Genomic DNA, 18866 nt, shown 5'->3' with positions numbered 1-18866 from the left:
GTCCTGTCGATCATGGGGAACGTTCCCGACCATCGGGAACGTTCCCCATCCCCGATCCCGGACGGACCCATGCCCCAGAACCACACCGCCAAGCTGCCGCGCGACCCGAGCGACCCGTACCGCCACGGCATCTACCTGCGCCCGGACGCCCGCACCTGCCGGGCCGTCACGGTCGTCACCGACCAGCTCCGCGCGCAGTACGGCCTGCTGTCGGCCGGCGCCTTCCCGCCGCACGCCACGCTCGTCGGCAGCCAGCCGTTCGGCAGCCACGAGGACCAGGTCGTCGCGGCCGTCACGGCACTGCTCGACGGCCGACCGGCGTTCGACGTCCACAACGCCGGCGTCCGTGCACAGGGCATCGGGTTCGTCTACGACGTCGCGACCCGACCGGACGGCTCGCACAACGACGACTTCGTCCGGCTCGCCGCGGAGATCGAGGCCGTGGTCGCACCGTTCCGGCAGCCGATGCAGGTCCCGCTGGCGAACGACTACGACCCGGAGCAGTACCGCGCGCACCTCTCCCTCGCCTCGCACGACCTGTACGGCCGACCGGACCTGCACGACGAGGTCGGCGCGTTCATCCACGAACTCGACGTCGACGTGCCGACCGGGTTCCGCGGCGACACCGTCGTGCTCTACCGCACCGCGAGTCCGGACTGGTCCGGTCGCTGGTGGCAGACGATGACCTGGGAGCACGTCCGCACCTGGAAGCTCGCCTGACCGTGGCCGCGACCCTCCGCGACGTCGCCGAGCGGTGGGCCGTCTCGCGATCGCTCGTGTCACTCGCCCTGCGGGGCGACGACGGTGTGTCCCGGCCACGTCGGGAGCTCGCGGTACGGGCGGCGGGCGAGCTGGGCCTCCCGGTCGGTTCGTTCGCCAAGGCGACGCGCGCAGGGCGCGCCGCTCGTACTCGGCCGGGTCGCGTCACCGGAGCTGCGAACCCGTTCCGCGACGAAGCGCTCCGGAGCGCACGCGCGACCGCGCAGATCCCGGGGTCCGCGCTCCGGGTCGTGGACGGGTTCCGTGACCCTCCCCGGCTGGCCGACGGGCTGGAGGCCCTGCACGCCTCCCGCGGATCGGCCGACGGTGCCCTCGGGGTCGCGGTCCTGAGCAGTCGGCTCGCCCCGGTACGGCTCGCCGCGGTCGCGCGCGACCTGCCGGTCGCGGTCCTCGGGTCGAGCGGGTCGGCGCTCGCCGGTCTCGGACTCGACACCGTGCGCGCCGACGAGGAGTCAGGCTGACCGCTCGCGACACGGTCGCCGGGTCGGCAGACCGCTCGGTCGGCCGCTCAGCCGGCGGCGGTCGTGGCCGACAGCTCCTGCACCCGGCGCACCAGTTCGGCGTGCGATCCCCCGGCGCCGGCGGCGACGTAGTCGTCCGCCAGGTGGGCGCGACCGACCGCTTCGCCCCGACGGAAGCCCCGGAACCACCCGCCGGCGCGCTCGAGCACCAGGGCTCCGGCGGCGACGTCCCACGGGTGGGTGGCGAAGCCCATCGTGACGTCCGACCACCCGGCGGCGACGTGCACCAGGTTGAGGGCACCACTGCCGAGGCTGTGGTGGTGGCGGTACCGGAGCGTCAGGTCCCGCAGCAGGTCGAACGCCGCTGCTTCGCCGAGCAGGTCGAGGTCCTGCTGCACCGGGAAGCTCGTCAGGACCGTCGCGGCGTCATCCGGCCCCGACGATGAGTACATCGGGGCGCCGTCGAGCCAGGCACCGTCGTCGTCCGCCGCGAACACGTGGTCCGCGACCGGGTCGAAGACGACCCCGGCGACGACCTCGCCGTCGACCTCGGCTGCGATCGAGATGCACCAGTACGCGAGTCCGCGGGCGAAGTTCGCGGTGCCGTCGATCGGGTCCACGATCCACCGCACCACGGGGCCCGCGGTGCGGCCGAGGCCCCCTGCGGTGCCGGCACCGCCGGTTCCGCCTTCTTCGCCGAGGACGACGGAGCCCGGCACGGCCGCGGTGAGCACCGCCGTGATCGCCTCTTCCGCCGCACGGTCGTGCAGGGTCACCACGTCGTGCGCGTCGCGCTTCGTGCTGATCGTCATCGGGGCGCGGAACACGGCGAGCAGGTCGGGCGCGACGGCGCGCGCGGCATCCTCGGCGATCGCCCGGAGTGTCTGGGGAGCAGGAACGGTTCGCATGGTCACCGGTTCTACGACGTCGAGGCCCCTGGACGGCGAACCACGCCGGTCGACGGACCGAACCCGAGGTGAACGCGCGGGGTGCGGCGGTGAACGACGGCACCCGATCGCTGGAGGGGTTGAACGCGGCGTGAACGGGTGACGGCGGGTGGTCGACCTCCCTTGACCGGTCTCCGACCCCCGCAGCACAGTGGAGTCGTTCCCGGCTAGGGAACGTTCCCTACTCGGAGGAGTCCGCCCCATGACGGTCCCCGTCAGGTCCGGCCTGGTCGCCGGCCCCCCGCGTACCGCAGGGTCGCCGCGGTCGCCGCAGTCGCGGCGTCCACCCCGGACGACCCGGACGACCCGGTCATCGTTGCGCTCGGACCGCCGACTCGGTCTGGTGCTCCTCGCACCGGCGCTGCTCGCGTTCGCGGTCTTCGTCTTCTACCCGCTCGGCCGCGTCCTGGTCCTCAGCACTCAGGGAACCGACATCTTCGGTCAGCCGGCGGGCTCGGTGGGGCTGCAGAACTACGTCCGCACGTTCACCGATCCCGCGTTCGGACGGACGATGCTGACCACCGCGGTCTTCTGCGTCGGCGTGGTCGTCGGCCGCATCGTGTTCGGTCTGCTCGTCGTGATCCCCCTGACTGTGCAGCTCCGCGGACTGCCGGTCTTCCGCGCACTCCTGACGGCACCCATGGTCGTGTCCGTCTCGGCTGGCTCCGTCGCGTTCGCGGCGATGCTCGCACCCGGCAACGGGCTGCTGAACACGGTGATCACCCAGTTCGGCGGTGCGCCCGTCCCGTTCCTGACGAGCACGCAGTGGGCCCTGGCGAGCGTCGTCATCGTGACGATCTGGGGGTCGCTCGGGTTCACCGTGCTGCTCTTGCTCGGAGCGTTCGGCGCCATCGACCAGGACGTCATCGAGGCGGCGCACCTCGACGGTGCCGGGCCCGTGCGGACGCTCTGGTCGATCTCCCTGCCGCTCGTCACGCCGACGCTCTTCTTCGTCGTCGTGACCGGAACCGTCGAGGCACTCACGACCTTCGGGCAGATCCAGATCCTGACCGGCGGTGGTCCGGCCGACTCCTCGAAGACCCTCGTCTACGCGATCTACCAACAGGCGTTCGGGTCCGGCAGCGCGAACTTCGGCCTCGCCGCCGCGCTCGGGGTCGTGCTGTTCCTGCTGGTCCTCGGGCTGTCGCTGGTGCAGTTCGGCGTGCTCGAGAAGCGGGTGCACTACTGATGCGCCCCGCCACGGCACGCCGGCTCCGAAGCGCCTTCGTCTACGCCTGGCTCGTCATCGCGGTCGTCGTCGTCTGTTTCCCGCTCTACTACGTGTTCGAGGGCGCGCTCACCCCGACCCGGTACCTGGACCAGGGCCTCGCCGGTCTCGTGCCGATCCACCTGACGCTCGACAACGTCGTCCGGGCCATGCAGGTCGTCCCGCTCGGGCAGCAGTTCGTGAACAGCGTCGTCGTCACCCTCGCCCAGACGGTGCTGCAGGTCGTCATCGGCATCATGACCGCCTACGCCCTGGTGTTCTGTCGGCTCCGGGGTACCCGTGCCCTGTTCCTCGTCCTGCTCGCCAGCATGATGATCCCCGGCGAGACGACACTGATCGCGAACTACCTGACCGTCTCGTCGTGGCACCTCATCGACACGCTCCTGGTCGTCTTCCTGCCGTTCGTGGCCTCGGCGCTGACGATCTTCCTGTTCCGCCAGGCGTTCCTGAGCTTCCCGGACGAGCTGCGCGAAGCCGCGGTGCTCGACGGCGCCGGACACTTCCGGTTCATCCGGTCCATGCTCCTGCCGCTCACCCGACCGACGCTCGTCTCGGTCACCCTGGTGAGCGCGACGGCCGCCTGGAACGGGTTCTTCTGGCCGCTCCTCGTCACCAACTCGCCGGAGCACCGCACCGTGCAGGTGGGCATCGCCCAGCTGTCCGACGCCGAGGCCGCCGACATCGGCGTGGTCCTCGCCGGCGCCGCCATGGTGACCCTCCCCGTCCTGGTCCTCGTCCTCGTCGCCCAGCGGTTCCTCGCCGGCGGCCTCACCGCCGGGGCGCTCAAGTGACGACACGTTCCCGCCCCTCCCTGACCCCCGCCCGCCCCACACCCGAAGGACGCACCATGCCCGCACGTCGCTCCACCGCCCTCGCCGCACTCGCCACCGGCGCCGTCACGGTCCTCGCCCTGACCGGGTGCTCCACGTCGAGCTCCGCGTCGGACAGCTCGGGCCCCGTCACCGTCGACTTCTGGCACGCCATGTCCGGGCCGCCCGCGACCGAGCTCGACGCGCTCGTCGCCCGGTTCAACAAGGAGAACGACCAGCACATCACCGTGAAGTCGTCGTTCCAGGGCGACTACGCAGCCGTCCAGACGAAGTACACCGCGGCGGTGCAGTCCGGCTCGACGCCTGACCTGCTCATGATGAACGACGTGTCGACCGGGTTCATGATCGACTCCGGCCAGACGGTGTCCCCCGCGGAGATCAGCGGCTCGACATCGGGCACCGACACGATCGCCCCGGCCGCCGCCACCTACTACAGCGACGGCAAGTCACTGGCGGCGATGCCGTTCTCGGTCTCGATGCCCGTGCTCTACCTGAACAAGGCACTGGTCGCGAAGGCCGGCCTCGACGCCGCCGAGCCGCCGAAGACGCTGGCGCAGGTCGCGACCTGGGCCGAGAAGATCCACGCCGAGACTGGTGGCTACGGCATGAGCATGAACATGGGCGACTCGTGGATGCTCGAGGAGCTCAGCGCCTCGGGCGGCCAGCCCTTCTGCACGCCGGACAACGGGCGGAAGGGCAAGCCGGTCACCGGTGTCTCGCTCACCTCGGACACCCAGGTGCAGTTCATGACCACGCTGCAGAAGCTCTACCAGGACGGCGCCGCCCTGAACCCCGGCACCGACTCGACCGTGCAGAACTCGGCGTTTTCGAGCAACAAGGTCGGGATGCTGCTGACCTCCTCCGGTGCCTACACGACGGTCGACCCGGACGGCTCGAAGTCCGTCGTCGCCCGGTTCCCCACCACGTCGGACTCCGACGACGCCGGGCAGGTCATCGGCGGCAACGCGCTCTGGATCTCCGGCAAGGGCCACTCGTCCGCCGAACAGCAGGCGTCGTACACGTTCGCCGAGTGGCTCCAGACACCGGACGTGCAGGCCGAGTGGGCGAAGGCGACCGGCTACGTCGCGATGAACACCGACGCTCAGGACACCACGGTGGGCAAGCGCTCCCTGTCCGACCCGAACATCGCCACGATGTACCAGCAGCTGGCCGACGACCCCACGAGCGTCGCCGCGGCCGGCTGCATCACCGGCGCGTTCCCGACGGTGCGCGCCACCGTCATCGGAGCCTTCAACCGGATCGTCGAGGGCGCCGACGTCGAGTCGACGATGCAGGACGCGGAGCAGCAGGCCGGCAAGCAGATCGAGTCCTACAACGAGGCCGCCGGCAAGTGAGGTCAGCGCACCAGGCAGATCGTGCGGAAGTCGACGTCCGGACCGGGCCGCGTGTACGACGAACCACTCTCGAGCCAGTCCGCTGTGGGTGCGATCTGGCCGGGGACCAGGTCCGCTTCGGAGCGGGCACCGATCCCCTCGGAGGCCCAGTACGTGCGGACGCCGGCCACGTCACGGTTCGCACCCTCGATCATGGTGTGGTCATCGGGCAGGAGCTCCTTGCCGCCGGCGTCGGTGTACTCCCCCGGGTCGTACCAGTAGAGCCACCGCACCCCCTGGTGGGCGTTCGACAGCTGGCACTCCTCGCTGTACGCGCCACCGGCGGGTTGGCCGTCCCGGTAGGCGGCCTTCCGGTCGCCGCCGAGGATCCGCACCGTACGGTCCCCGATCCGCTCGAGCGTGGCCCGGGCGTCACCGTCGGCGAAGTGCCGCTCGGCGGCGGTCGCGGGCTGCGCGCGCTGTCGGGCATCGGCGGCCATGCTCCGCACCTGTGACGTCAGGACCAGGCCGTTCCACGGTACGGCGATGACCAGCACGACGATCGCCGCGACCACGGCGGCCAGCGAGTGCCGCGGTTCGCGCCGACGAGCCCGGACCTGCACGATGAGCACCACCACAGGGATCCCCACGGCGAGCACGGTGCCGATCACCAGCCGTGCCAACACGCCCCCGGCGCCGAGCCGGTCGTCCATCGACCCGAAGTCGCGCGCCAGGTACGCCCCGATCTGCACGGCCCAGCTCACGACGAGCAGCACCGGCAGCACGAGCGCGATGGCGATCGCGTTGCCCCGCCCGGTCGTCGGGCCCGTCCCCTGGTCTCGCCAGTCCTGCTGTTCCGTCCCCATGCCGGCCCCCGCCCCGTGGTGTCGGGAACATCCTGCCAGCAGAACGTGCCCCGGGCCCGAGCAACGCCACCGCCCACCCCCGAAGCGGTGGTGCCGCAGCGGCCCGGGTTGCTGCCAAGATGACCGACGTGACCACGACCACGCCCCGCCCCGATCCCGACGCCGCTGCCGACGGCTTCGAAGGCGGCTGGTTCCGCATCGACGACGAGGTCGAGCACCTGGACGACGTGGTGTGGCGTCCCGCCGCGGACAGCGACTCGGTACCGGCGACGACTCCCGCTGCGGTCGTCGTCGGTGGCGACCCCCGTGAGCACATCGGATCGACGCTGCCGCTCGCCCGGCTGGACGAACTCGACGCCGCCCGACAGTGGTCCGTGCGCAAGCTTTGGCTGACCCCGATCTTCCTGGTCACCACCGCCCTCGTCACCACCGCACTCGAGCTGTCCGGACTCCCGTGGAGAGCCGATGTCGGACGTCACGTCATCGTGTCGCTCTGCGTGATCCTTCCCATCGACGCGATCTGTGTCGGCGTGTGGTGGCGGATCACGCGTGACCCCTCCGGCGCAGTCGTCCGCAAGATGGGCGGCCGCCGGACCCGCCAGCAGTACGACCAGCAGCGCGCCGTCCTCGAACGCTGACCGCGCCGCGAGCGCGCCACGACCCCTCACCGAACCGGCGCCGACACCGCGGCTGCACCCGCTGCACCCGCAGCAGGTTCCGGCTCCGACGACGGCCGCACCCCGCGCCCGGGCCGGAGCACCGCGTCCACCCGCTCACGGTCGAGCTCGCCCTGCCACCGCGCCACCACGAGTGTCGCGACGCAGTTGCCGAGCAGGTTGACGCTCACCCGCATCGCGTCCATGATCCGGTCGGCTCCGAGCAGCAGCGCGACACCCGCCACCGGGAACAGCCCGAGACTCGTCGCCGTGGCGGACAGCGCCAGGAACGACGAGCCCGGCACCCCGGCCATACCCTTCGACGTCAGCAGGAGCACCCCGAGCGCGGCGACCTGCTGCTCGAGGGTCAACGGCACCCCGAATGCCTGGGTCAGGAACAGCAGCGAGATCGACAGGTAGATCGCGGCCCCGTCGAGGTTGAACGAGTACCCCGTCGGCACGACGAGCCCGGCGACGCTGCGGGAGACGCCGACCTCGGTGAGCCGGGTGATCATCCGCGGCAGCACGGCCTCGGTCGACGCCGTGCCCAGGGCCAGCCCGAACTCGGCCCGGGTGTGCCAGACGAACCGCCAGATCGGCACCCCGGACAGCAGCCGCCCGCCGACGAGCAGCGCCACGATGAACACCGCCGCCGCGCCGTAGCAGGCGGCGATGAGGAGTCCGTACGACCCCAGGGTGTCGATGCCGTACTGGCCGACCACGTACGCCATCGCGCCGAACGCACCGAGCGGCGACAGGCGCATGACCCACCCGAGGATCCGGTAGACGACCTCGAGGCACAGGTCGAGGCCCCGCACGAGCGGTCGCGCACGGTCGCTCCCGATCGCGGCGATCGCCGCGCCGACGAACACCGCGAAGACGAGCACCTGCAGGATGTCGTTCGTCGCGAATGCGTTGACGACGCTCGACGGGATGAGGTCGAGGATGAAGGTGCCGGCGTCCGGAGCCGCACCGCCCGCGGTCTTCGCCGCCACGGCGGAGGCGTCGAGCGACGACGGGTCGACCCGCAGGCCGGCCCCGGGGCGCACGAGGTTGCCGACCAGCAACCCGAACACGAGTGCGCACGACGAGGCGAGCAGGAAGTAGATCATCGCCTTGCCGGCGATCCGGCCCACGGACCGCAGGTCGCCGACGTGCACGATGCCGGTCACCACGACGATGAACACGAGCGGCGCGATCACCATCTCGATCAGCCGGATGAACCCCTGCCCGACCACGTTCAGCACCGGCGCGGCCGCGGGGAAGCAGACCCCGACGGCGATGCCGAGGGCCACGCAGATCGCGATCTGCACGAACAGCGACTGGTACCAGCGAGCGGGAGCACGATCCGTGGTGGTGACGTCCATGCATCCACCCCACCGCGCGCGTGTTTCGACGACGTTGCGAGTCTGTTCCCAGCTCTGCCCTCCCCGCGCGGCTGGAACGGGCGGCCGGCGCGGAGGCGGCGGCGAACGTCCCAGGGTCCCCACGAGACGGACGGGAGGCCCGGTGCCAGCTGGCAGCGGGCCTCCCGTCCGTCTCCCGTTCCGTCGCCTGTGTCGTCAGGCGACGACCACCTGCGCGTTGACGAGGATGTCGTGCAGGTCTGGTCGGAGCGCTTCCTGCGAGGTCGTCCGCACCTTCACGATGAGCGCTGCGCCGGGCTTCGCGAACGCCCGCGCCACGGTCGCCGACCACGACCCGTCCGTGTTGTGGCCCGCGATCGACAGGAACTGCGCGGTGCCGCCGGTGATCGTCGGCAGCAGCTGCTCCTCGAGTCGGTCGGCCGGCAGCCCCGCGGCCGTGAACAGCTGCTCGGTGGCGGCACGGTCCCCGATCGTCGGGTCGAGGTCGGTGAGCCGCTGCTGCGTGATCGTCGCCACGGAACCGTCGGCGTTCGTGTACTCCCGCGACCCGGTGGTCGGGTCCTCGCCGGTCTGCTCCCAGCCGTCGAGCGCCGAGACCTCGAGCCCGAACGCGGGCAGCGTGCTCGCCGAGAGCGCGTCGCCATCCTCGAACGTGAGGTCCTTCGTGGCGGCGTCGGCGGTGGCTGGCGAGGTCGGCGCCTCCGTCGGTGTCGGTGTCGGCGCCTCCGTCGGTGTCGGTGTCGGCGCCGCCGACCGCGGTGCGGCCCGCTCCGTCCCCCGTGCCGTGGTGCCGGTCCCGGCGCAGCCGGAGATCGCGAGCACGACGATCACGGTCGCCGTCCCCGCGGTGGTGATCCTGGATGTGATGGACATGTGGTTCCCCCTCGGATCCCGCCGTGCGCCCCGTGCACCGGTGGGTCCGACTCGGAGCCTACGGGTCCCGGCTGCGGCGCGCCGCCCGGGTCACGTCCAGGATCTGTTCAGACCGGCAGAGCGATCTCCGGAGCACGACGAAGTGCAGCCCAGCGATGCGAGCGACGTGTGCCGGGCGCGGGCGCTGCGCCGCCTAGCGACTGTGAGGGCCGGCCAGGTTGCGCCGGTGTTCTTCTGGCCCACCCCGAGGGCGCCGATGTCGTCCTGACGAAACGGCAGTACGACATCGGCGCTGGCCGCTCGGCAGGTGGGCCGGATTGCCGCAGCCGCAGCGATCGTCCTCGCTCTCGCCGCGATCACTCTGACCTCCCGGGCACGCAGAGCCTCTCGCGTTCGATGACGATCGCCGCTCGAGACATGGCCCTCTCGGAGTGACCGCCACCCGTCGGGCCTCGCATGGCGGCTCGCCGCGACACTGCGGAGCAACTCAACGCTGGGCCGCAGGCCTCACGACGATCTCGTTCACGTCGACGTCGGGTCGCTCGGCCACCGCGTAGGAGACGGCGCGGGCGATCGCGTCGGCAGAGATCGACTCGGCGCGGTAGACGACCATCGCGGCGGCGGCGGAGGCGTCGGTGATCGTTGCAGCGAGCTCGGACTCGGTGACTCCGGGCGACACGGTGGTGACACGGATACCGCGCGGTGACTCCTGACGAAGCCCCTCGGTGATCGCCCGTGCTGCGAACTTCGTGCCGCAGTAGACGGCCGCCGTGGGCGAGACGTCGTAGGCGCCGACGGACGCGATCGTCACGACGTGGCCCGTGCCCTGCGCGAGCATGGTGGGCAGTGTCGCCGCGATGCTGTGGAGGAGGCCGCGGACGTTGACGTCGATCATCCTGTCCCACTCGTCGACGAGGCCTGCGGCAAGGGGCGACAGCGGCATCACGCCGGCGTTCGCGACGAGCACGTCGATCCGCCCGAAACGTGCCCGGGCAACAGCCGCGAACTCCTGCACCGAGGCGAGGGCGGTGACGTCGAGCGGCACTGCCATCGCCGTGCCGCCCGCCCCCTCGATCTCGGTGACGAGCTCGTCGAGCTGGTCGGTGCGACGGGCCCCGAGCACGACGGGGTGGCCGGCCGCGGCGAGGCGGATGGCCGTCGCGCGCCCGATACCGCTCGAGGCGCCCGTCACGAGGACGACCTTCCGTCGGTGCAGCACCATGCCCGCGTGGTGCAGGACGTCGTCCCTGAAGTCGCCGTCCGCGGTGAAGCCGGTGTCGTCGCGGTAGTCGATGTGGTCACCGTCGACCTCGTAGGCGCCCACGTAGGCCGCCTCGCGGTCGCCTCGGGCCTCCACGTAGCGGCCGTCGGGCCGCAGCTCGTGGCGGATGCGGCCATCGGTGGTGACCCAGAGGCCGAGGTAGGGGTGAACCGGCTGGGGTGTGCTGGTGGTGTCCATGCTCCCAGCGTCGGCCCCGTGCAGCCCCGGACCATGGCCCGGTCCCGCCGGGGTGCGGCAGGACCAGGGACGCGGAGCTCCTGCCACCTACCCTGGTCCTGTGCCCATGCCCGCCGACGACCTCACCCTCGCCGCGTACCTGCGCGCCGTCCGCGGCCGCCTCGCCCCGGAGTCGCTCGGACTGCCAGGCGGAGGTGTCCGCCGCGTGCCCGGGCTCCGTCGCGAGGAGCTCGCGGTGCTGGGCGGCCTCAGCGTCGACTACTACACGCGCCTCGAGCAAGGGCGGGAGTTGAGTCCCGGCGCCGCCGTGCTCGAGGGCATCGCCGACGGGCTCGAGCTCGAGGGCGACGAGCGTGCACACCTGTTCTCGTTGGCAGGACTGGTTGCTTCCCCGCGACTCCCCCGCGTGGCGACGTCGGTGACGCCGGCTCTCGGGCAGCTGCTCGACTCGTGGTCGACACACCCCGCGTTCGTGATCGACCCCGCGCACGAGGTCCTCGCCGCGAACGCCCTGGCACGTGCGGTGTACGCACCCTTCGGACGATTCGACAACCTCGTGCGGATGACCTTCCTCGACCCGGCGGCTCGGCACTTCCACGCCGACTGGGCCCGCGCCGCAGACGCAACCGTCGCGAGCCTGCGGGCGGCGACCGCGGAGTTCGGGAGCGACCCGCGCCTCCTTCGTCTCATCGCAGCCGTGAACGACGCCAGCCCCGAGTTCGCCGAACGGTGGAGCACGCAACGGGTACGGCGCAAGACGACCACCGCGAAGCGGTTCGAGCACGGGAAGGTCGGGTGGCTGGAGTTCGACGCACACACCTTCGCCGTCGAGGGGTCACCCGGCCTGCAGCTCGTCGTCTACGGCTGCGAGGCCGGCTCTGCAACGGCGCGCGCGCTGATGCTGCTGTCCATGGGCACGGCGAGCACATCGAGGATCGACGAGCCGGCGGCGACCACGAAGCCGGATGGCCGTGGCCTCTCAGCGACTGACGGATCGTCGGCCGGTCCCGGCGGCGGACCAGCCACGCGCTGAACCCGGGTCTTCTCGGTGGGCCCTGCCGGGATCGAACCGACGACATCCACGGTGTAAACGTGGCGCTCTACCAGCTGAGCTAAAGGCCCTCACGACGATCCTAGAGCGTCACGGCAGTCGATGAAGTTTAGCCCCAGACTTACTTTCGACGATATGAAGCTCTACGCTTAACCCATGCAGTCCGAGCCAGTCGTAGCCGTGATCGTCGACCTGGTCGACTCCCGCATGCTCGAGGACCGCTCCGCAGCCCAGCACGACGTGGAGCGCGCGTTCGACAGTACCGCGGACGTCGCCGCACTCGACCCCTTGCACGCCACGGTCGGCGACGAGTTCCAGGTCATCTACGGCACGCTCACCGATGCCCTCGTGGCGACGACGGCAGCGACCCTCGCACTCCCCCCGACCGTGCAGATCCGCCTCGGCCTCGGCCGCGGGCAGGTCCGGACGATCGGCACCGGCGGCGCCGGGCCGCTGCAGGACGGCCCGGGCTGGTGGTCGGCGCGGGACGCCATCAACGAGACCCACCGGCGCGAGGACGGCAGGACCGCGTTCCTGCGGTCCTGGTACCACGACGCCGACGACCGCCACGGAACGACGGAGCGACTCGTGAACGCCTACTTCCTCAGCCGCGACCACGTCGTCTCGCGACTCGCACCCCGCGCCCGCCGGATCGCACTCGGTCTGGTGCAGGGCCGGACGCAGGCGCAGATCGCCGCGGACGAGGGGATCACCCCGTCGGCGGTGTCCCAGTCCGTGCAGAAGTCGGGCGTGGCCGCCCTGGTCGAGGGCCTGCGTGTCCTCGGGGACGGGGGCCGCTGATGCTCGCCGGAATCCTCCTGACCCTCGTCGGGCTCGCCGACGTCGTGCGTGCACGGACCGGGACCGACGCCGCCCCACGACGCGTGCTGACGACCACCGTGATCGTCCTGCTCTGGGCCGCCGCGACGGCCGTGGCGGTGCTCGGCCTCGGCATCGCGGTCTGGTCGGTGCTGGTCACGGTCGTCCTCGCAGCCCTGTGGGTCGCGACGACGATCCCGGTGCGGTCCGGGGGCGCACCCGGCCGAGGCCGGCCGGTGCCCTGGCTCCGCCGCTCGGGGTCGTGGCCGGCCGTCCTGCTCGCGGTCGCCGTCGCCGTGCTGCTGCTCTGGGCGCCGCCTGCCGACGCCTCCGGCTTCGTGGTCGACTGGCACCGGGACGCCGGCCCGGCGTTCGTCGGAGCGGTGCCGCTCCCGGCGCTCGTCGCCGGCATCGGGTCCGCACTGTTCCTGGTCGACTCGGCCAACGTGGTCGTCGCCCAGGCGCTGCCACCGGGGCTGTCCCCCGACGCAAGGGCCGGTGCAGTGGCGGCCGAACCGACCCGCCGGAAGCGCTTCGACTGGCGCCGCACCACCCGGGCTCCCGGGGCCGACGGGAACGCAGACGCAGACGCAGACGGCACGGTCACCCTCAAGGGCGGACGCATGATCGGCCCGATCGAGCGCCTGTTGCTGGCCGGGTTCTCGTTGGCCGGCGCCTTCCCCGTCGTCGCGGCGCTGATCGCCGCGAAGGGGATCGTCCGCTTCCCCGAGATCCGCCGCGAGACGACCGGCTACCAGGCCGAGTACTTCTTGATCGGCAGCCTGGTGAGCTGGGCGATGGCCTTCACCGCCGCCGGCATCTGCTGGTTGCTGGCACTGGGCTGACGAACAGCCCGGCCCCCGATCACCGCAGGTACGCTCTCCCCCGTGAACGGTGTCGGAGTCGGTGTCCTCGACGAAGCCGGGCGGCTCCGCCTGCTCGGTGCGGGCGTGACGGGCGCGGCCTTCGCCGTCGTCCTGGTCATGCTGGTCCTGTCCTCGTGGACCGAGGCGACCACCACCGTCCTGGTCTCGGTCGGCATCCCGACCGCGGCGGCCGGAGCCGCGATCGCCGTCGTCCTGCAGCGCCGCGCCTGGCGCGCCGAGGGCGGCTACGAACGGTCGATCGTCGTGCGCGAGTGGATCGCCGACGGTCAGGTGCCCGCGGGTGTGCCGGCGGACCAGTGGATCCCGCTCGTCCAGGCCCAGGCGGACCGTGAGGGCGCCGGCTGGGGCAAGGTCGTCCTCGGCGTGCTGTGGATCGCGATGACGTGGTCGATGCGCGACCAGCACGGCACGCTCATCACGACGATGCTCATCCTGCTGTGGAGCGCGATGGCCCTGTGGGCAGCCGTCTGGGTCATCCCCCGCGCCCGGGCGGCGCGAGCGCTCCTGCGCCGCGGCGTCTCCACGATCGGCTGAACCCCGCTCGGCCGAACCCTGCTCGGCCGAACCCCGCCCGACTGGACACCGCCCGTGCGCGTCTGACTACGCTCGGACCCATGCAGAGTCGCACCCTCGGCCGCACCGGCCGCTCCGTCTCCCCCATCGGTCTCGGCACCTGGCAGTTCGGCGGTGACTGGGGTCCCGTCTCCGAAGCCGACGCGAACGCCGTCATGGACGCCTCCGTCGAGTCGGGTGTCACCCTGTTCGACACCGCCGACGTCTACGGCGACGGACGGAGCGAGCAGCTCATCGGCGCGTGGCGTGCCGCGAACCCCGACGTGCCACTGACGATCACCACGAAGATGGGCCGTCGCGCCGACCAGGTCCCCGAGAACTACGTCGCCGCGAACTTCCGCGAGTGGGTCGACCGCTCGCGGAGGAACCTCGGGCAGGACACCCTCGACCTCGTGCAGCTGCACTGCCCGCCGACCCCGGTCTACCAGGACGACGCCGTCTACGACGCCCTCGACGCGCTGGTCGCCGACGGCTCGGTCGCCGCCTACGGCGTCAGCGTCGAGACCGCCGACCAGGCCCTCACCGCGATCGCCCGGCCCGGCGTCGCGAGCGTCCAGATCATCCTCAACGCGTTCCGTCTCAAGCCGCTCGACCGCGTGCTGCCGGCGGCCCGGGAGGCAGGGGTCGGCATCCTGGCGCGCGTCCCGTTGGCCTCGGGGCTGCTCTCCGGCAAGTACACGACCGACACGTCGTTCGCCGAGGGCGACCACCGCAACTACAACCGCCACGGCGAGGCCTTCGACCAGGGCGAGACCTTCAGCGGCGTCGACTACGACGACGGCGTGCGCGCCGCGCAGACCTTCGCGGCGTCCCTGCCCGACGCCGTCTCGGTCCCGCAGGCGGCGCTCGCGTGGATCCTCGCGCAGGACGGCGTCACCGCGGCGATCCCCGGCGCGCGCAACCCGGAGCAGGCGCGCTCGAACGCCGCAGCCGGCGACCTGCCGCCGATCGAGGGTCTCGACGCCACCGTGCACGACCTGTACGAGACGTGGTTCCGCGCGAGCGTCCACGACCGCTGGTGAACCTGCGGATCGTCGCGGTCGCGGTGGCCGCACTCCTGCTGCTGTCCGGGTGTGCCGCACCCGGACCGGTCACCGCCCGCGATGCTCCGCCCTGGCCACGTCCGTCCGACCTGGCGGCCCGCGCCGAGGCCGCCGGGCTCCGGAACGTCTGGGGCGAACGGTTGGCCGAGCACGTGCACACGCACCTGACGATCCTGGACGGCGACGAACCGGTGACCGTCCCGGCGAACATCGGGCACTCGGACAGCCGGAAGTTCGCCGCGGAGATCCACACGCACGACACCTCGGGCATCGTGCACGTCGAGTCGCCGACGGAACAGCCCTTCACGCTCGGCCAGTTCTTCGACGAGTGGGGCGTCTCGCTCGGTCCGGAGCACGTCGGTGGCCTGCGCGGCGAACTGACGGTGTGGGTCGACGGACACCGGAGGATCGGCAACCCGCGCTCGATCGAGCTCACGGACCTGCGCCAGGTCGTCCTCGTCGTCACGACCGTCGGCGAGGTCCCGCACCTGCCGACGCCCTTCGACTGGCCGCCACAGTACGACTAGCGCCGGAACCGGCTCGGCTCAGGCCTCCTTCGCCGCGACCCACGACAGGTCGAGGTCCCACTGCTCGACCGACCCGGCCGGCAGCTGCCACACGTACTCGTTCTTGAGCTTCTTGCCGTCCTCGCGGAACGGCCCCGTCCGGTACGGGTAAAACGCCACCGTCGGCAGCGTGCCGGGCGGCGCCGTGCGGATCGCGTTCGAGAAGTCCTTGTTCAGCCGGCGCAGCTCCGCGACCACGGCGCCGCGAGCGGCATCGGCGTCGAACCCGCCGGCACCCGAGGCGAGCTGGAACGCGATGTGCAGCTGCCGGTCGCCGCGGTCGTCCTCGTAGCTGATCAGCCGGTGGTTCTCGACGGCCTCGAGCAGCTCCGGGTCGCCGTACACGACGTCCCGGACCACGTCGGGTGCGACGACGGCCCCGTTGTAGTCGACGGACAGGTCGGACCGGCCGTAGTGGAACAGCAGCGGCAGGTCGAGCTCGGCCTCGGCGGCGAGCGCCGCGTGGCCGGTCGTCCGCAGCACGGACCGCAGCTCCTTCATGCGCACCACGTGTCCGCGGTCGTGGATGTTGTAGCGGATGCGTGGACTGATGTTCTCGGAGCGGGCGATGGTGACGACGAGTTCGCCCAGGTCGTTCGTCTCGATCAGGTAGCCGAACGGGTTGAACTGGAACACCATCGGCAGCACCCCGTACTCGCCCTGCTTGGTCAGGGCGGCGGAGAGTTCCGGTGATGCAGCGATCGCTCGGCGCAGCCGCACGCTGAACGGTGTCTCGATGCCGAGGTTGATCTCGAGGTCGCTCGCGCCGTAGGAGCCGAGCACGGCTTGGGCGTACTGCTCGATGTGGGCGCGCATGTTCTCGCTGATGCCCTCGCCTCCGAACGCGGCGACGATCGTGTACCGGCTCCAGTCGAGCCGGTCGTCCTCGAACAGGGCCTTCAGGAACGGCGGGTAGCTGCAGATGATGTAGGTGAAGTCGGTCCCGAACTCGCGCATCGTCTGCACGATCTTGTCGCGGTCCGGGCCGATCGACTTGATCATGGACGACTCGGTGAGCGAGGCGGTGACGTTCATCCCGGTGGCCCATGCCCCGAGCGAGAAGGCGTTGAGCACGAACGGCTGTTTGGACAGGTCCTTCGCGGTGCGCGAGAACCCGAGCTGCAGCAGCTGTCGGGTGGCCTGGCGTTCGTCGGGGCCGCGCACCCAGCTGGTCGGGGTGCCGCTCGATCCGCTGGACTCGTCGACGACGACGCCGCGTCGGGGCAGGCGTCCGTCGACGCAGCGCTCGGGGATGCTCCAGCGCTTGACGTAGGAGTCCTTGTCCATCTCGGGCAGTCCCGAGATCGCCGCGGCGATCCCGCCACGGGTGTCGAGCCTGGAGGCGCGTCCGGACTCCGCCAGGAATGCCCGGTACGCGGGGACCCGCTTCGCAGCCCGTTCCGCGGTCCGCCAGGCGCGCCAGCGTCCGAGGGTCCAGCGGAGCGGCTCGATGCCCGGCGTGAGCAGGAGCTTGTGGGTGCCGACGCGGGGCATGAACAGCGCGACGAACGTCTCGACCACCCACACCACCGAGAACACCGCTGCGCGTTTCACCGGGCACCGCCGAGGGTCATCGCTGCTGCGGGTCGGCGGTGCGCCAGCGGTGGTGGGTCGCTGTGTCCGAAGCGGAACAGCATCCAGGCCATCCGCCCGTCGAACTCGTCGACGCCCGCACGTTCCACGAACGCGGCGTGCGATCGCGGGTTGGTGATCACGGTGCCGAAGGGGTGCAAGGCGATGCCGCGGGCGGAGAACTCCAGCCAGATGCGCATGAAGACCCGTCCGGCCTCGACGTACTCGGCCGGCGTGCTGAACGGCCCCTCGAGCCAGGCGAGCTGTCGGACGCCCCGCATGGTCGACAGGTACACCCTGCGGAAGACCCCGCCGATGCCCGGGGCCTGCCAGAGCCCGCGGTGCTCCATGGCGAACCGGAGCACCGGGCCGGGCATGAGCATCGTCTCGGCGGACAGCCCGTCGCCGGTGGCCGCTGCCTGTCGCTTCGAGAACCGCAGCCAGTGCAGGATCTCGTCGTGCACGGCGTCGTGTTGCAGGTCGTCGAACAGGGTCTCCTGGTTGACGCGCACGATCTCGTCGACGGTGGCCCGGTCGTCGGTGGTGCGGAAGCGTTGCCCGGCCTCCGACGCGATGGCGGACGCGGCCTCGATCGCGGTGGCGTCGACGAGTGTTGCGTCGTAGGGCCTGCGCGAGGTGCGCCGTGCGAGGAAGCCGGCCAGGGCCTCCCGGTCGTCTGCGGTGACCACGTGCGGACGCAACGTCACCGTGCCCAGTTGGTGCAGGTGGTCGTCCGCACCGGCGCCGAGCCGTCCGAAGTCCATCTCGGCGTGGTCGAGCCGTTCCTGCACGGTGAACCCGTGCGCCCGTGCGACCACGTCGAGCCCGGCCAGGAACACCCCGGCGCAGACGTGCCCGAACGGGATGCCGAACGACTCCGCCGGCAACCCCCGTCGCAGGTCGTAGAACACGGTCGCGGTGCGGTCGTCCTCGACGCGCACGACGATCGGTTGCGAGTTGTGCGGCGACGGGTAGTGCCGCGCGTCCTCGATGATGCCCGTCCACGGTGATGCCATCGTTCCCCCTCGGTGGTCCCTGGCGACGATCATACGAACCCCCGCCGTCCATCATGCCCGGCGAGGAATGCACCGTGCAGGACTCGTGCGTAGCCTGCTCCTCGTGACGACCATCCGCACCGGGACCGACCTCGCGGCGGTCGAGGACGTCGTCGACGCCGTGACGGCGCACGGCGAGCGGTACCTGGACCGGGTGTTCACCCTGCGGGAGCGCACCGACACCGGCGACGACCCGGAGCGGCTCGCTGCCCGGTTCGCGGGCAAGGAGGCCGTCCTGAAACTGCTCCGGCCGGCTCCGGACCAGGCGATCCCGCTGCGTGACGTGGCCGTCGTGCTCGACGCCGGCGGCGCCCCGACGGTCGAGCTGTCCGGGGCGGCCGCGGATCTGGCGGCGTCGATCGGGTGTGGCCCGATCGCGGTCTCGTTGGCACACGAACGGGGGCTCGCGGTGGCGACTGCGGTGGCCCTCTCGGAGCGCTGAGCCGACGCTCCGGACAGGGGTGCGGTTTCCCGCACCCGCACGGCGGTTTCCCGAGGG

At 71.5% G+C, this 18866-nt stretch carries 20 protein-coding genes and 1 tRNA gene; 13 read left to right on the top strand and 8 right to left on the bottom strand.

Annotated features, from left to right (window positions below; genetic code table 11):
* Positions 1-69: 69 nt before the first annotated feature.
* Both Q9R26_RS14715 and Q9R26_RS14710 read left to right on the top strand, forming a co-directional pair.
* Entirely contained in the window at positions 70-720 is a 651-nt protein-coding gene (locus Q9R26_RS14715) for a 2'-5' RNA ligase family protein (RefSeq protein WP_311227676.1), read from the top strand.
* Positions 721-722: 2 nt separating this feature from the next.
* Positions 723-1241, top strand: a complete 519-nt coding sequence (locus Q9R26_RS14710) for a hypothetical protein (RefSeq protein ID WP_311227675.1) — start codon at positions 723-725, stop codon at positions 1239-1241.
* Between the two features lie 47 nt (positions 1242-1288).
* Here Q9R26_RS14710 and Q9R26_RS14705 read toward each other — a convergent pair whose 3' ends face one another.
* The gene (locus tag Q9R26_RS14705) at positions 1289-2149 is read right to left on the bottom strand and encodes an inositol monophosphatase (protein ID WP_311227674.1); all 861 of its coding nucleotides are present in this window, start codon (positions 2147-2149) and stop codon (positions 1289-1291) included.
* Positions 2150-2531: 382 nt separating this feature from the next.
* On the opposite strand from Q9R26_RS14705, the gene Q9R26_RS14700 reads away from it, so the two are divergent.
* The 3 genes from Q9R26_RS14700 to Q9R26_RS14690 are packed head-to-tail and all read left to right on the top strand — an operon-like array spanning position 2532 to position 5601.
* Positions 2532-3377: a sugar ABC transporter permease gene (locus Q9R26_RS14700; RefSeq protein WP_311227673.1), complete on the top strand. Its 846-nt coding sequence runs from the start codon at positions 2532-2534 to the stop codon at positions 3375-3377.
* Positions 3377-4207: a carbohydrate ABC transporter permease gene (locus Q9R26_RS14695; RefSeq protein ID WP_311227672.1), complete on the top strand. Its 831-nt coding sequence runs from the start codon at positions 3377-3379 to the stop codon at positions 4205-4207. Before Q9R26_RS14700 ends, Q9R26_RS14695 begins: the two co-directional genes overlap by 1 nt.
* Positions 4208-4263: 56 nt before the next feature.
* A complete protein-coding gene (locus tag Q9R26_RS14690; RefSeq protein ID WP_311227671.1) occupies positions 4264-5601 on the top strand; it encodes an ABC transporter substrate-binding protein in 1338 nt (445 codons plus the stop codon).
* A gap of 2 nt (positions 5602-5603) precedes the next feature.
* On the opposite strand, the gene Q9R26_RS14685 is transcribed toward Q9R26_RS14690, so the two are convergent.
* A complete protein-coding gene (locus tag Q9R26_RS14685) occupies positions 5604-6446 on the bottom strand; it encodes a hypothetical protein (protein WP_311227670.1) in 843 nt (280 codons plus the stop codon).
* A 128-nt stretch (positions 6447-6574) separates the two neighbouring features.
* On the opposite strand from Q9R26_RS14685, the gene Q9R26_RS14680 reads away from it, so the two are divergent.
* A complete protein-coding gene (locus Q9R26_RS14680) occupies positions 6575-7084 on the top strand; it encodes a hypothetical protein (protein ID WP_182066053.1) in 510 nt (169 codons plus the stop codon).
* Positions 7085-7110: 26 nt separating this feature from the next.
* On the opposite strand, the gene Q9R26_RS14675 is transcribed toward Q9R26_RS14680, so the two are convergent.
* The 3 genes from Q9R26_RS14675 to Q9R26_RS14665 all read right to left on the bottom strand — a co-directional run bounded on the left by Q9R26_RS14675 (position 7111) and on the right by Q9R26_RS14665 (position 10801).
* Complete coding sequence (locus Q9R26_RS14675; RefSeq protein ID WP_311227669.1) at positions 7111-8469, bottom strand: cation:dicarboxylate symporter family transporter; 1359 nt, start codon at positions 8467-8469, stop codon at positions 7111-7113.
* Positions 8470-8664: 195 nt separating this feature from the next.
* Positions 8665-9342, bottom strand: coding sequence for a hypothetical protein (locus tag Q9R26_RS14670; RefSeq protein ID WP_311227668.1), 678 nt, complete (start codon positions 9340-9342; stop codon positions 8665-8667).
* Positions 9343-9829: 487 nt separating this feature from the next.
* Positions 9830-10801 carry an SDR family NAD(P)-dependent oxidoreductase gene (locus Q9R26_RS14665; RefSeq protein ID WP_182066057.1) on the bottom strand — a complete coding sequence of 324 codons (972 nt, stop codon included), beginning with the start codon at positions 10799-10801 and terminating at the stop codon, positions 9830-9832.
* A gap of 106 nt (positions 10802-10907) precedes the next feature.
* Between Q9R26_RS14665 and Q9R26_RS14660 the strand changes: the two genes are divergently transcribed.
* Positions 10908-11834 carry a helix-turn-helix transcriptional regulator gene (locus Q9R26_RS14660; protein ID WP_182066072.1) on the top strand — a complete coding sequence of 309 codons (927 nt, stop codon included), beginning with the start codon at positions 10908-10910 and terminating at the stop codon, positions 11832-11834.
* 16 nt (positions 11835-11850) lie between these two features.
* Here the strand turns inward: Q9R26_RS14660 and Q9R26_RS14655 are convergent.
* Positions 11851-11923, bottom strand: a tRNA-Val gene (locus Q9R26_RS14655).
* 85 nt (positions 11924-12008) lie between these two features.
* Between Q9R26_RS14655 and Q9R26_RS14650 the strand changes: the two genes are divergently transcribed.
* From Q9R26_RS14650 to Q9R26_RS14630, 5 genes are all read left to right on the top strand, one after another.
* Positions 12009-12653, top strand: coding sequence for a SatD family protein (locus Q9R26_RS14650; RefSeq protein ID WP_311227667.1), 645 nt, complete (start codon positions 12009-12011; stop codon positions 12651-12653).
* The gene (locus Q9R26_RS14645) at positions 12653-13516 is read left to right on the top strand and encodes a hypothetical protein (protein WP_311227666.1); all 864 of its coding nucleotides are present in this window, start codon (positions 12653-12655) and stop codon (positions 13514-13516) included. The genes Q9R26_RS14650 and Q9R26_RS14645 overlap by 1 nt, the downstream gene beginning before the upstream one ends.
* Positions 13517-13558: 42 nt before the next feature.
* Positions 13559-14092: a hypothetical protein gene (locus Q9R26_RS14640; protein ID WP_056068335.1), complete on the top strand. Its 534-nt coding sequence runs from the start codon at positions 13559-13561 to the stop codon at positions 14090-14092.
* Positions 14093-14172: 80 nt separating this feature from the next.
* Positions 14173-15153 (top strand): aldo/keto reductase, encoded by a 981-nt coding sequence (locus tag Q9R26_RS14635; RefSeq protein ID WP_311227665.1) that lies wholly within the window; start codon positions 14173-14175, stop codon positions 15151-15153.
* The gene (locus Q9R26_RS14630) at positions 15150-15701 is read left to right on the top strand and encodes a hypothetical protein (protein WP_182066062.1); all 552 of its coding nucleotides are present in this window, start codon (positions 15150-15152) and stop codon (positions 15699-15701) included. Before Q9R26_RS14635 ends, Q9R26_RS14630 begins: the two co-directional genes overlap by 4 nt.
* A gap of 18 nt (positions 15702-15719) precedes the next feature.
* Here Q9R26_RS14630 and Q9R26_RS14625 read toward each other — a convergent pair whose 3' ends face one another.
* Positions 15720-17294, bottom strand: a complete 1575-nt coding sequence (locus Q9R26_RS14625; protein WP_311227664.1) for a CoF synthetase — start codon at positions 17292-17294, stop codon at positions 15720-15722.
* The gene (locus Q9R26_RS14620; protein ID WP_311227663.1) at positions 17291-18328 is read right to left on the bottom strand and encodes a hypothetical protein; all 1038 of its coding nucleotides are present in this window, start codon (positions 18326-18328) and stop codon (positions 17291-17293) included. Before Q9R26_RS14620 ends, Q9R26_RS14625 begins: the two co-directional genes overlap by 4 nt.
* Before the next feature lie 103 nt (positions 18329-18431).
* Here Q9R26_RS14620 and Q9R26_RS14615 point away from each other — a divergent pair, with 103 nt between their 5' ends.
* Complete coding sequence (locus Q9R26_RS14615; RefSeq protein WP_182066064.1) at positions 18432-18809, top strand: holo-ACP synthase; 378 nt, start codon at positions 18432-18434, stop codon at positions 18807-18809.
* Positions 18810-18866: the final 57 nt, after the last annotated feature.

The organism is Curtobacterium sp. BRB10, assembly GCF_031844325.1.
GTDB lineage: Bacteria > Actinomycetota > Actinomycetes > Actinomycetales > Microbacteriaceae > Curtobacterium > Curtobacterium poinsettiae_A.
This window is presented reverse-complemented; position numbering and strand designations above follow the sequence as displayed.